Source organism: Phaeodactylibacter xiamenensis, from assembly GCF_965229835.1.
Taxonomy (GTDB): Bacteria; Bacteroidota; Bacteroidia; order Chitinophagales; family Saprospiraceae; genus Phaeodactylibacter; species Phaeodactylibacter xiamenensis.
Genome location: NZ_OZ245931.1, coordinates 6,274,191 through 6,287,155, shown reverse-complemented (window position 1 = coordinate 6,287,155; position 12,965 = coordinate 6,274,191). Strand labels below are relative to the sequence as shown.

The window sequence follows — 12,965 nt, the reverse complement described above, 5'->3', positions numbered from 1 at the left end:
ATACACTATTCCCTTTCCGTATCTTCGGAAGCTGACAGTCGAGAACCCCTTAAGAAAACCAATAGTAAAACAGACTGTACCCTACCAAGCCAACCAAACCAAAACGTAGCCAGGGAGGAGCTAAATCCATTGGCTCCGGTTTCAGACCCATTTACCTGGCTTTCCAAGTTTACAAGACCCGGCTGAGGTGGCCACACATTTCAGCTCTATTTTCTGACGCTTACAATTGATCGTATGAGTGAACCTCAGCAAAAAGGGCTATATGTCCCGGAATTAGAAAAAGATTCTTGCGGTACAGGATTGATCGCTAACCTTAACGGTATCAAATCACATAAAGTGATTGAAGATGCCCTCACTATGCTCACCAATATGGAGCACCGGGGCGCCTGCGGATGTGAGCCGAATACTGGTGATGGTGCGGGTATTCTTATTCAGACCCCACACGCGTTCTTTGCCAAAAAATGTAAGGAACAGGGATTTGAACTGCCCGAATTCGGGAAATATGGTGTGGGCGTAGTCTTCTTCCCTGCTGATCGCAACCTGCGCAGACAGTGCCGGGTCCTTTTTGATGACTATATCGATGAGCTGGGTTTTGACCTGCTTGGATACCGTAAAATCCCAACCGATCATGAAGAGCTGGGCGAATCAGCTGTATCGGTGGAGCCTCGCATGGAGCAGGTTTTTGTGGCACCCAAAACCCCTATGGAGCGTAAAGCCCTGGAGCGCAGGCTTTATGTGCTGCGCAAGTTTTCCACCCACACCATTCATAATACCTACCCACAGTCCAGGGATCAGTTCTACCTGGCTTCCTTTTCCTATAAGACGGTTATTTATAAAGGACAGCTGACCACTTATCAGCTCCGTCCTTATTTCCCTGATCTGCACGATGAGCTGTGCGAGTCTGCTATCGCGCTCATCCACAGCCGCTTTTCCACCAATACGGTCCCCAAGTGGAAGTTGGCTCAGCCTTTCCGGTATATTGCCCATAATGGTGAGATTAATACCATCATGGGCAACCTCAACTGGTGGGCCTCTAAGGAAGGTCTGCTAAAATCCACCCTGTTTACAGAGGAAGAACTGGAAAAGTTAAAGCCTATTTGCGGAGAGAGCCTTTCTGATTCTGCCAACTTTGACAACGTGCTGGAGTTTTTGGTCCTGGGCGGTATGTCACTGCCCCATGCGCTGATGCTCATGATCCCTGAGGCCTGGCAGCACGATGAGCAAATGGAAGACTACAAACGGGCTTTTTATGAGTACAACCGGACAATCATGGAGCCCTGGGATGGCCCTGCTTCCATCTGCTTTACCGATGGGATTCTGCTGGGTGCCACACTCGACCGGAACGGGCTGCGCCCTTCGCGCTATTGCCTGACCGAAGATAATGTGCTTATTGTGGCTTCAGAAGCCGGTGCCCTGCCGGTAGATCAAAGCAAGGTGGTCACCAAAGGGCGGCTTCAGCCTGGCAAAATCCTCATTGCGGACCTGGACGAGCACCGTGTGATTGGGGATACGGAGTTGAAAGATATTATTTGCCAGCGCCTGCCCTATCGGGAATGGCTGGACCAAAACCGGGTGAGCCTTAAAGACCTCCCTGTTCAGCAGCCTGCCAAAGTGGAATTTGACCAGACGACGCTGCTGCGCAATCAGCAAATGCATGGTTTCACAAAAGAGGATCTTAAAGTAGTCATTGGGCCCATGATAGAGGCAGGGAAAGACCCGCTGGGCTCAATGGGCGCCGATACGCCCCTTGCTGTTTTATCTAAGCAATCGCAACACCTGGCCAATTACTTCAAGCAACTCTTTGCACAAGTGACCAACCCGCCGATTGATCCCATCCGCGAGCGCTCGGTCATGTCACTGTATGCGATGCTGGGCGGCAGCAGCAATATTCTGGATATTAATGCAGACCGGGCTAAGTTCATCCACCTTGATTCCCCTCTGCTGACCAATGAAGACCTGAGCAAAGTCAAATACATCAACCACCCTGACTTCAAGTCTGGCGTAATTGACATCGTATTTAAAGCTGGTAAGCAGGAAGGCCTCCTTCAGGCTGCTATCGACCATGTATGCGGGGTAGCCGAAGACCTGGTCCGAAACGGTTCCAATATCCTTATTCTGTCTGACCGGAATGCGGGCCCTTATCAGGCTCCAATACCGTCCCTCCTGGCTGCAGGTGCCGTGCACCATCATCTGATTCAGAAAGGGCTGCGCAGCCTCACTTCCATTGTAGTGGAAGCCGGAGACGTTCGTGAGGCGCATCACTACGCCACGCTCATTGGGTACGGGGCCAGTGCGATCAATCCATATATGGCCTATGCCTCTATTGCTCAGCTGTATGGCAAAGGGGTGTTTGAGGACGGCAAGACGCTGGACGAGGTTATCAATACCTATAATAAGGCTATTGGTAAAGGATTGCTGAAAATCATGTCTAAGATTGGCATTTCCACCCTCCAATCTTATCAGGGAGCACAAATCTTCGAGGTCCTTGGACTAAATAAAGAAGTAGTCGAGAAATGCTTCCGGGGTTCAATTTCCCGGATTCAGGGCATAGGCTTCGATGGCATTGCGGAAGAAGCCATGGTAAGGCACCGTATGGCATTTCCGGAAAACGGTGGTCAAAACCCAAGATTGGAAGTGGGTGGGGTATACCAATGGAAGCGCCGTGGAGAAGCTCACCTTTTCAGTCCTCAGGCTATTCACCTGCTGCAGTTTGCCACACGCACCGGGGACTACAAAACCTACAAAAAATACGCAAAGTTAATTGACGATCAAACGGAACAGGCACTTACCCTACGCGGGCTGCTTACCTTTCGCCGGGGGGAGAAGGTCCCACTGAAGGAAGTGGAGCCGGTAGAGTCTATCATGACCCGGTTTGCGACGGGTGCGATGTCCTTTGGCTCTATCTCTCATGAAGCCCACGCCACGCTGGCGGTGGCCATGAACCGGATTGGCGCTAAGAGCAATAGTGGCGAAGGCGGTGAGGACGAGGTCCGCTTTGAGCGCAAGGAAAACGGCGATTGGGAACGTTCCGCCATCAAGCAGGTGGCCTCAGGGCGGTTTGGCGTAACGAGCCATTACCTGACCAATGCGGATGAGCTGCAGATTAAAATGGCACAGGGCGCAAAGCCCGGTGAAGGCGGTCAACTGCCCGGGCACAAAGTGGACGACTGGATTGGGCGCGTACGGCACTCCACCCCTGGCGTGGGATTAATCTCGCCACCACCACACCACGATATCTATTCGATTGAGGATTTGGCACAGCTCATTTTTGACCTGAAGAATGCCAACCGAAAGGCCCGGATCAATGTAAAACTGGTTTCTAAGGCCGGGGTCGGGATCATTGCCTCCGGAGTGGCCAAAGCGCATGCCGATGCTATTCTTATTTCCGGTCACGATGGCGGTACCGGAGCTTCCCCGCTAACCTCCATACGCCATGCAGGCCTGCCATGGGAGCTGGGGCTGGCGGAAACGCATCAGACTCTCGTAAAGAACAAGCTGCGCGACCGGGTGACCCTTCAGACGGACGGGCAGATGCGGACCGGGCGCGACCTCGCCATTGCAACCCTTTTGGGCGCAGAGGAATGGGGCGTAGCTACGGCTGCCCTGGTGGTAGAAGGTTGTATCATGATGCGCAAATGCCATATGAATACCTGTCCGGTAGGCATTGCCACACAGGACCCGGAGCTTCGGAAGCGCTTTACCGGCAAGCCGGAGCACGTGATTAATTTCTTCCGCTTTCTGGCTGAAGACCTGCGGGAGATTATGGCAAGCCTGGGCTTCCGTACACTCAACGAGATGGTCGGCAAGGTGGAAATGCTCAAGGCTAAGAATAAACCCTCCTACTGGAAATACCGCGGGCTGGACCTCAGCCCTATTCTCTACAAAGAACCGGCGGATGAAAACGTTGGTCAGCACAAAGCGGTAGAGCAGGATCACGGCATTGCCTATGTACTGGACCGCCGGCTGATAGCCACCGCACAGGCTGCTATCAATCAGGGCAACCGGGTGGAAGCCAGCTTTGACATCCGAAATACCGATCGTGCCACAGGTACCATGCTCTCCAATGAAATCAGTAAGCGCCATGGCGGCAAAGGGCTGCCGGAGGATAGCATACAGTTCCACTTCCGGGGCTCTGCCGGGCAAAGTTTTGCGGCTTTTGGAGCGCCCGGCCTGACCTTCCGCCTGGAGGGCGAAGCGAACGACTACTTTGGAAAAGGCCTTTCCGGTGCACAGCTCATTGCCGTGCCCGACCGGGATGCGAAATTCACAGCAAGTGACAATATCATCATCGGCAACGTAGCTTTCTACGGCGCTACGTCCGGAGAAGCCTATATAAATGGTATGGCGGGCGAGCGGTTTGCGGTACGCAACTCCGGCGTAAAAACCGTAGTGGAAGGCATTGGCGACCACGGGTGCGAGTATATGACCGGGGGCATTGTGGTCGTGCTGGGCGATACCGGCAAAAACTTCGCAGCCGGCATGAGCGGAGGTATCGCCTATATCTATAACCCGGATGGCCACTTCGAACAACGCGTGAACCGTGGCATGATCGACCTGGACCCTATGGAGGCAGAAGACGTGTCCCGCCTGCATGCCCTGATTACCAAACACCATAAGCTGACGGGCAGTGTTCGGGCAGCCACCCTACTGGCAGACTGGGAAATGGCACAGCAGCAATTCACTAAGGTCATGCCACGAGATTACAAACGGGTACTCGAAGCCCGGAAAGCCGCTGCTGAAGCCGCTGCGAACACAACGGCAGTAGCAGACAAAAAGGCAGTATAAGTTGATTTTTGAGTTGAAAAAGCAGTTAAAACATGGCAGATCCAAGAGGATTTTTGAAATATACCCGGGAGCTCCCCAATACACGAGACCCACAGGAACGCATCAAGGACTACAAGGAATTGTACGAAGACTTTGGGGAAGAGAAAACCGTTAAACAGGCGGCCCGCTGTATGGACTGCGGCGTTCCGTTTTGCCATAATGGCTGCCCCCTGGGCAATATCATCCCGGAGTTCAATGATGCCGTATACGAAGAGGACTGGCAACTGGCCTATGAAATCCTGAGCAGCACCAATAACTTCCCGGAATTCACGGGCCGCATATGCCCCGCTCCCTGTGAGACCGCCTGTGTGCTGGGCATCAATCAGCCACCGGTAGCCATTGAGCACATTGAGAAATCCATTGCGGAAGTGGCGTTTGAGAAAGGGTATGTGCGTCCGCAGCCCCCTACATTAAGAACAGGAAAAAAAGTAGCCATAGTAGGCTCGGGGCCGGCGGGGCTGGCTGCTGCGGCTCAGCTGAACAAAGTGGGGCATTTGGTTACGGTGTTCGAACGCAACGACCGTATTGGCGGGCTGCTGCGCTACGGTATTCCTGATTTCAAACTGGAAAAATTCGTAGTAGAGCGGCGGGTAGCCCTCATGGAAGCGGAAGGCATCCGGTTCCGCACCAATGCTAATGTTGGTGGGAATGTAGACCCGCAGGAACTGATGGACCAATACGATGCGGTGCTGTTGTGCGGCGGCTCTACAGTCCCCCGCAACCTGAATATTGAAGGCAGAGAGCTGGAAGGCGTGCACTTTGCCATGGACTTTCTGGAACAGAACAACCGCAGGGTAGCCGGAGATGCCATCCCGGACGTGGAAACCATTACCGCTAAGGACAAACACGTAGTAGTGATTGGCGGTGGCGATACCGGCTCGGACTGCGTGGGAACGTCCAACCGGCATGGCGCCAAATCGGTTACCCAAATCGAGCTGATGGACCGCCCACCTAACGACCGGGATCCCCTGACGTGGCCCAACTGGCCGGTGGTTTTGCGCACCTCCACCAGTCATGAGGAAGGCTGCGAACGCCAATGGTCGCTGCTGACCAAAGCCTTTACCGGGGAAAATGGTAAAGTTACCGGACTGAAATTGGTGCAGATTGAGTGGGCGAAAAGTAGTAAGACCGGGAAGTATGGCTTTCAGGAAGTGGAAGGCACCGAGCAGGAAATCCCCTGTGACCTGGCATTGCTGGCTATCGGCTTCCTGAGCCCTCAGTATCGCGGCATGCTCGAAAAACTAGGTGTCGAGGTCGACGAGCGTGGTAATGTCCGCGATGAAGACTACCGTACGAATCTGGAAAAAGTATTTGTGGCCGGGGATATGCGCCGGGGGCAATCACTGGTGGTTTGGGCGATTGCAGAAGGCCGGGAAGCCGCCCGTAGTGTGGATCAGTTCCTAATGGGCCGATCCAACCTGGAGGCGCGGGACAAGGGTTTTTTAATGGCGGAGGGGTAGCCTTGGCTTAGGACAACTCATTTTGTATTGGTAGATACCTGTCAGACCGAAGTAAAGAATAAAAAACTTCGGTGCAACTCTGCTGCAAAAACAAATCATTCCTGTATTTTGGAGGTTGTATTATTTTTATGACTTTAACCTCACCCTGGTTTGGGCTGCATATAATACTTAGACCGTGTTGGGACTTTGGTTTTCGACTAGAAGACCAAAATCCCAATACGGTCTTAGCCCAAGGCAGGAAAGGAACAAACAAGGAACATTAGGAATGTCAGAGCAGGAAATCAAGCAACAACTAAAAGACTGGAAGAAAATTATCAAGCGTTATCAGCAGCCCGACCGCAAGCGGGCCTGGTGGCAGGTGATCAATACCTTTGGGCCATTTCTGGCGCTGTGGGTACTGATGTATTTCAGCCTGGAGTGGTCTTACTGGATTACTTTGGGACTGGGCCTGATTAACGGTTTTCTCCTTGCCCGGATTTTTATTATTCAGCACGATTGCGGGCACCACTCCTTTCTCGAATCAAAAGGCTGGAATAATGTCATTGGCAGTGTTTGCAGCTTTTTCAGTACGATACCTTACAAGTACTGGTCAAAAATCCACAATTACCACCACGGGCACTCCGGGCAATTGGAGGAGGAGCCCCGCGATATCGGTGATGTCCCTTTCCTGACGGTGGAGGAATACCGGAACCTGAGTAAATGGGGACGTTTCAAATACCGGTTGTTCCGCACGCCGGTGGTCTTGTTTATTGTCACCCCTATCGTCTATTTGAGCGGCCCGATGCGCTGGCCTACGATCAAGGTGCCGATGGTGCGCAGTGCCTATGTGGCGCTTTTCCTCAACAACTTTTGGATCGGGTTGGTATATGCTGGTTTGATTTATCTGTTGGGATGGGAGTTTCTTTGGGTACAGGTGCCAATTGTGATTTTCTTTGGCACGATTGCGTTCTGGTTTTTCTATGTGCAACATCAGCATGAGGAAACCTACAAGAAATGGAAAGACGAGTGGGACTATCTGGTCGCAGCAGTCCGGGGCAGTACGTACTATAAACTCCCAAAGGTTTTTAACTGGTTGACCGGAAATATTGGATTTCACCATATTCACCACTTAAGCTCGCTTATCCCCAATTACAACCTGCCGAAGTGCGCGAAGGAGAATCCTATTTTACAAAAATACGTTACGACGATTACCTTCAGGGAAAGTCTGGCCTGCATCTTCAACAAGCTTTGGGACGAGCAGCAGGAGCGCATGATCTCTTTCCGGGAGTACTACCGGCTGGAGCGGGCTGGCGCGCTGGGATAGGCAGGCTGTTTACGAATAGCTTAAAAAGAAAAGGGTTGTCCTGCAGTTTTTAGCGCCGGACAACCCTTTTTTAATGCCTTTCAGCAGTTCGTTTAGACGACGCCCTCGAAGAGCGACTCTACAAAAGCCCGCTTGTTGAAGACTTGCAGCTGCTCGATCCCCTCTCCTACTCCAATGTATTTGATGGGTACTTTGAACTGATCAGAGATACCGATGGCTACGCCCCCTTTGGCTGTCCCGTCGAGTTTGGTGAGGGCCAGGGCGGAAACTTCGGTGGCATCGGTGAAGTGCTTGGCTTGCTCAAAGGCATTTTGTCCGGTGGTGGCATCGAGCACCAAGAGGACTTCGTGGGGAGCACCGTCGAGGCTTTTGGCTACGGATCGGCGGATTTTGGACAGCTCCTTCATCAGATTGACCTTAGTATGCAGGCGGCCGGCAGTATCGATAATCGCCACATCGCAGTTGTTTTGGATAGCGTGCTGCACAGTTTCGTAGGCTACAGCAGCAGGATCTGTATTCATGCCTTTGCTGAAGAAGTCGCAGCCTACCCGTTTGGACCAGATTTCGAGTTGGTCTACGGCAGCAGCCCGGAAAGTATCACCTGCACCGAGGACTACTTTTTTGCCCTTTGCCTGGTATTGGTGCGCCAGTTTGCCGATTGTGGTGGTCTTACCTACGCCGTTTACGCCCACAACAAGGATCACATTTGGCTTGCTGTCGGAAGGCAGGGTGTAGTCCTCAATATCTACAGTATTGTTCTCGGCCAGCAGCTGTACGATTTCGTCCCGGAGGATTTCGTTGAGCTCTGAGGTATTGAGGTATTTGTCGCGGCGGACCCGCTCTTCGATACGATCGATGATTTTGACCGTGGTATCCAGCCCGACATCAGAGGCAATAAGTATAGATTCCAGTTCATCCAGGACTTCTTCATCTACGGTAGACTTACCAGCGACGGCTTTGGTAATCTGCCCGAAGAGGCTGCTTTTGGTTTTCTCCAGCCCTTTATCCAGGTCCTGTTTTTTCTCTTTATTGAAAAACTTTTTAAAGAAACTCATAGGCGTTTGATAAATAGGCAAAGAGGCTTTCCTTGCAGAAGAAAAGCCTCTTTGATGTATACGTTTACTTGCTGTCAGACAAGTGAATTATTTGCTAGCGAAAAACTCCTTAACGGCATCCTTGTGGATGACCACTTCTTTGTAGGAATATTTACCAGTCTTAGGATCTTTGATGCTCTTAATCACTTTGACATGATCACGGCCTGATCCTGCGTTTGCTGCACGCTGTGCAACCCTTGCGTTCTTAGATACTTTCTTAGCCATTATACCTCGCTTTAAGAATATTAAGTAAAGTCAACATCACAAAAATAAGCGATAAACTGCTGTTTTGCAAGCTTACTTGATCTCGCGGTGCAGGGTCACGCGCTTCATGATGGGATTGAACTTCTTGAGTTCCAGGCGATCTGGTGTATTCTTACGGTTTTTCTCCGTAACATAGCGGGAAGTACCTGGCAGTCCTGACTTTTTATGCTCTGTGCACTCGAGGATTACCTGAATGCGGTTGCCTTTGCTTTTCTTAGCCATCGTTCTAACTATTTAATGGTCTTACAGTTCGACACCTACATCAAACCCCTTCTTCTGCTGGCGCTTGATAAACTCGTAAATGCCTATTTTATCGATTGTGCGCATTGCGCTGGCGCTAACCTTGAGCGTTATCCACTCATCCTTTTCAGGAATGAAGAAACGCTTGGTGTGCAGGTTGGGCAGAAAACGGCGCTTGGTCTTCTTATTAGAGAAGGAAACCGAATTGCCGGCTACCGGGCGCTTACCTGTGAGTTGACAAACTTTGGACATCGCGTATTCCTTTTAACTAAACAGCTCAACGCTCGGCTACTCAGGCTCGGACATTGAGCTATTCAGGTGATTCTAGGACTTTTAGAATTAAATAGTGACTCTGTCAGGATTCGAACCTGAAACCTCTTGATCCGTAGTCAAGTGCTCTATCCAATTGAGCTACAGAGCCATTTTATTGTTAGCGGCTGCAAAGATAAGATTTGATTTTTAAACCTGCAACTTTGCAATCACTTTTTTACTGCTTCCAGGCTTTTCTTTCAGCGTGGGCTGCAAAGATACAAAAGGAATGGAAAAAGCCGGCAAATTCCTTTACCAGCTTTTTTGAAATTCTTTCATTTACGCGCTTCTTTAATTCCCGGGACTACTCCCTGAGGAATTCAAGCTCATCTTTGTGGCCGAGCTGTACCATCACCGAAGGTTGTGCAATAGACTTATCGTTTCTACGGTGATGAACGATGTAGTCCACTTGTTCAATAATATCGGAGCTGATGGCACCGAAATTGGCGGGGAAACTGCCGGGCTTCAAATCCGCAGGCAGTGCGACAATCGGGCGGCCAAGTTTTCGGATCAAAGACTGACAGTACTCGTCCTGTACGATACGGATGGCAATGCTCCCTTCCTGATCCAGGGCTTCCTGCGGCAGGTTGCGCCCCCGCTCATAGCGCACCGTAAGCGGCCGCAAATGGAAGGACAGCAGCGTTTCGATGCGCGGGTGGAAGTGCGCAATGTACTGCTTCAGCATTTTTGGGGAATCGACCAGAAGCTCGAGGCATTCGTGCTGATCAATGGATTTCATAGCCCTTAATCTGCGGAGGGCTTCGGGATCAGTTGCATCACAACCGACACTCCATACCGTGTCTGTGGGGTAGAGCAGCAACCCGCCGTCGCGGAGGACCGTCAGCGCCTGACCGAAGTCCTGCTGCTGTCCGGCAGATGCTCTGCCATTAGTAAAGGTGATCATACCTAATGGTGGTTTTATGCCAATTAAAAAATGAATCAATGTCATACAGTTTGGTTGAATCTTGCAGCGCTTCAATACGAGTGACGCTGCGGGTACTGTTTTTGGGAGGCCGTAGAAAGCACTATTTAAAAAGAGAGTTGTCGATTGTCAATAGCTTTACCAACCGGCGAAATAGTATTTCAAAAAAGCCTGTACTTCGAAACTATCTGTATCTTGCCTTTGTGATACGCAAGCAAATACTTTTGTGCTTTACTAAATGATTCAGAAAACGATGCCCGGAGCTGACTTATTACGCTACTACTGTTTTTTTTCAATCTTTTTTGCCAGTCTGTTTTTCAACCGACTTTCGGCTGCTCATATCATTGGTGGAGAAATCACCTATGAGTGCCTCGGCTGGACCAATGGCGACCCCGGAACAGGTACCAGGACTTACCAGTTTTACATGAATATCTACCGGGACTGCCAGGGTGGCGGTGCAGACTTTGACTCCGCCCCGGGTGGGTCTTTTCCAGCCACCGTTACCATTTACACGGAGAGCGACGAGGAGCCCTACAACGTATTGATTTTGCCTAACCCTGCCCGTAATACGGTGAACCCTCAGGAGGGCAATCCTTGTGTAATCGTCCCGTCCAATGTATGCGTGGAGCAAGGGGTTTACACTTTCCCGTTGCTCGATCTGCCGGTGATAGACGAAAGCTACTACATTACCTATCAGCGGTGCTGCCGTAACAATACGATTTCCAACATCCTCGCTCCGGGCGATTCCGGCGCGACCTACTTCATGGAGCTGACGCCTGCAGCGCAGCAGGTTTGCAACAGCAGCCCTACCTTCAACAACTTTGCGCCCCCGGTGATTTGTGCCAATGAGCCCATCAATTTTGACCATTCTGCTACCGACCCGGATGGCGATCAGCTGGTGTATGAGTTCTGTGCACCATTCCTGGGCGGAGGGCTCAACTTCAATATGCCTACCGCGATGAACGGCCTGGCTCCCAACCCTGAGTCCCGCCCACCCTATGATCCGGTCAATTTCATAGGGCCTTTCTATAATCCTACCCAACCCTTAGGCAATAATACTGATGTCAACATAAATGTCAACTCCGGGCTGATCACAGGCTCTCCGAACGCGCAGGGCCAGTTCGTGGTGGGTGTTTGCGTAAGTGAGTTCCGCAACGGAGAATTGCTCAGTGTGGTACGCCGCGATTTCCAGTTTAATGTAACCTTCTGTGAACCAACGGTCAAAGCAGATATTGCAGAAGATAATGCAGTAGGGGCTGACTTGTATATCAGTCAGTGTGCCGACCGGGATGTGTTTATCGTCAATCAAAGTTTTGATGAGAGCTTTATAGACGATTATTTCTGGAAGTTTGATCTGGGCAACGGGCAGGATACTACCGTGACGACCTGGAATGCCGACCTGCAGTTTCCGGAGTATGGCACTTTCAGGGGCAGCCTAATACTCAACCCTAATTCACAATGTGGAGACACGGCCAGTATTATCGTTGAGCTCTTTCCCGAGATTGAAGCTGAGTTCACAGCCGCTTATGACACCTGCATAGCCGGGCCCGTTGCTTTTACGAATACAACCATTGCAACAACAGAAATCACTAACTACAACTGGAACTTCGGGGACGGCGGCGGTTCATCTAACCCTGACCCAATCTATCGGTATCAGGATCCGGGGCTGCAGCAAGTTAAACTCCGCGTTACGGATATTAATGGCTGCCAGGATTCAATTGTCAAGCCGGTCAGTTACTTTCCGGTACCTGCACTGATTGTAGTGGCGCCTAACCGATTTGATGGTTGCGCGCCGGCGGAGATCAGTTTTGACAATCTCTCAGAGCCGGTCAACGTGAATTACGAAACTTTCTGGGATTTTGGGGACGGCGTTACTTCCACTGAACTTAGCCCTACTCATATTTTTGAATCCGAAGGCACCTATGATGTCAGCCTGCAGATTACCTCCCCGATTGGCTGTGTGACAGATACTGTATTTAGGGAGTTGATCGTTATTGACCCGTCACCTGTTGCTAACTTTACTTTTAGCCCGCAGGATCCGGATGTATTCAACCCTGAAGTCACCTTTACGGATTTATCCCAGGGTGCTGACCAGTGGTTTTGGTATTTGGAAGACCCGTATACGGCACAAGAGCCTAATCCCATACATGCTTTCCGGGACACCGGCTTTCAGGAAGTGCGGCTCATTGTCACCCATCCGCTGGGTTGCCAGGATACGGCTGTTCAGGTGGTGGATATTCAGCCTAAGGCCACTTTTTTCCTGCCCAATGCCTTTACGCCCAACGATGATGGGCTAAACGATGTCTATAAGGGCAAAGGATTTACGGACGGAATGAAATCCTTTGAGCTGAATATTTGGAACCGCTGGGGCGAAAACGTATTTTCAACGGACGATCCGCAACAAGGCTGGAACGGGCGGTTTAATAATCAGGGGCAACCTGTGCCTCAGGGCGTTTATTTTTCCAGGGTGGCCTATACCCCACCCCGTGGAGCGCCCGTTGAGATAAAGGGCACGGTGACCGTTATCCGGTAAAGGGTGGCTGTTGGCC

At 51.1% G+C, this 12,965-nt stretch carries 9 protein-coding genes and 1 tRNA gene; 4 read left to right on the top strand and 6 right to left on the bottom strand.

What is annotated here, in order from left to right; translation table 11 throughout:
* The first annotated feature begins 234 nt into the window (after positions 1-234).
* From gltB to ACO08I_RS24060, 3 genes are all read left to right on the top strand, one after another.
* Positions 235-4,785 carry a glutamate synthase large subunit gene (gltB, locus tag ACO08I_RS24070; protein ID WP_421947344.1) on the top strand — a complete coding sequence of 1,517 codons (4,551 nt, stop codon included), beginning with the start codon at positions 235-237 and terminating at the stop codon, positions 4,783-4,785.
* Positions 4,786-4,817: 32 nt separating this feature from the next.
* Positions 4,818-6,284: a glutamate synthase subunit beta gene (locus ACO08I_RS24065; protein ID WP_421947343.1), complete on the top strand. Its 1,467-nt coding sequence runs from the start codon at positions 4,818-4,820 to the stop codon at positions 6,282-6,284.
* Positions 6,285-6,549: 265 nt separating this feature from the next.
* The gene (locus ACO08I_RS24060) at positions 6,550-7,587 is read left to right on the top strand and encodes a fatty acid desaturase family protein (protein WP_044215609.1); all 1,038 of its coding nucleotides are present in this window, start codon (positions 6,550-6,552) and stop codon (positions 7,585-7,587) included.
* A 92-nt stretch (positions 7,588-7,679) separates the two neighbouring features.
* Here ACO08I_RS24060 and ftsY read toward each other — a convergent pair whose 3' ends face one another.
* The 6 genes from ftsY to ACO08I_RS24030 form a co-directional block, all read right to left on the bottom strand.
* The gene (ftsY, locus tag ACO08I_RS24055; RefSeq protein WP_282784294.1) at positions 7,680-8,642 is read right to left on the bottom strand and encodes a signal recognition particle-docking protein FtsY; all 963 of its coding nucleotides are present in this window, start codon (positions 8,640-8,642) and stop codon (positions 7,680-7,682) included.
* Positions 8,643-8,729: 87 nt separating this feature from the next.
* On the bottom strand, positions 8,730-8,906 hold the full coding sequence (locus tag ACO08I_RS24050) for a DUF4295 family protein (protein WP_072013634.1): 177 nt from the start codon (positions 8,904-8,906) through the stop codon (positions 8,730-8,732).
* A 72-nt stretch (positions 8,907-8,978) separates the two neighbouring features.
* The gene (gene rpmG / locus ACO08I_RS24045) at positions 8,979-9,167 is read right to left on the bottom strand and encodes a 50S ribosomal protein L33 (protein ID WP_044215612.1); all 189 of its coding nucleotides are present in this window, start codon (positions 9,165-9,167) and stop codon (positions 8,979-8,981) included.
* A gap of 21 nt (positions 9,168-9,188) precedes the next feature.
* Positions 9,189-9,437: a 50S ribosomal protein L28 gene (rpmB, locus tag ACO08I_RS24040; protein ID WP_044215614.1), complete on the bottom strand. Its 249-nt coding sequence runs from the start codon at positions 9,435-9,437 to the stop codon at positions 9,189-9,191.
* Positions 9,438-9,532: 95 nt separating this feature from the next.
* Positions 9,533-9,606: transfer RNA gene (locus tag ACO08I_RS24035), tRNA-Arg, on the bottom strand.
* A gap of 192 nt (positions 9,607-9,798) precedes the next feature.
* Entirely contained in the window at positions 9,799-10,398 is a 600-nt protein-coding gene (locus ACO08I_RS24030; protein WP_052515661.1) for an L-threonylcarbamoyladenylate synthase, read from the bottom strand.
* Positions 10,399-10,669: 271 nt separating this feature from the next.
* On the opposite strand from ACO08I_RS24030, the gene ACO08I_RS24025 reads away from it, so the two are divergent.
* The gene (locus ACO08I_RS24025) at positions 10,670-12,949 is read left to right on the top strand and encodes a PKD domain-containing protein (RefSeq protein WP_421947342.1); all 2,280 of its coding nucleotides are present in this window, start codon (positions 10,670-10,672) and stop codon (positions 12,947-12,949) included.
* The last annotated feature ends 16 nt before the right edge of the window (positions 12,950-12,965 follow it).

Excerpts from the sequence above, each read along its gene's own strand:
- gltB (WP_421947344.1), top strand. The coding sequence starts at position 235 with ATGAGTGAACCTCAGCAAAAAGGGCTATATGTCCCGGAATTAGAAAAA.
- ACO08I_RS24065 (WP_421947343.1), top strand. The coding sequence starts at position 4,818 with ATGGCAGATCCAAGAGGATTTTTGAAATATACCCGGGAGCTCCCCAAT.
- ACO08I_RS24060 (WP_044215609.1), top strand. The coding sequence starts at position 6,550 with ATGTCAGAGCAGGAAATCAAGCAACAACTAAAAGACTGGAAGAAAATT.
- ftsY (WP_282784294.1), bottom strand. The coding sequence starts at position 8,642 with ATGAGTTTCTTTAAAAAGTTTTTCAATAAAGAGAAAAAACAGGACCTG.
- ACO08I_RS24050 (WP_072013634.1), bottom strand. The coding sequence starts at position 8,906 with ATGGCTAAGAAAGTATCTAAGAACGCAAGGGTTGCACAGCGTGCAGCA.
- rpmG (WP_044215612.1), bottom strand. The coding sequence starts at position 9,167 with ATGGCTAAGAAAAGCAAAGGCAACCGCATTCAGGTAATCCTCGAGTGC.
- rpmB (WP_044215614.1), bottom strand. The coding sequence starts at position 9,437 with ATGTCCAAAGTTTGTCAACTCACAGGTAAGCGCCCGGTAGCCGGCAAT.
- ACO08I_RS24030 (WP_052515661.1), bottom strand. The coding sequence starts at position 10,398 with ATGATCACCTTTACTAATGGCAGAGCATCTGCCGGACAGCAGCAGGAC.
- ACO08I_RS24025 (WP_421947342.1), top strand. The coding sequence starts at position 10,670 with ATGCCCGGAGCTGACTTATTACGCTACTACTGTTTTTTTTCAATCTTT.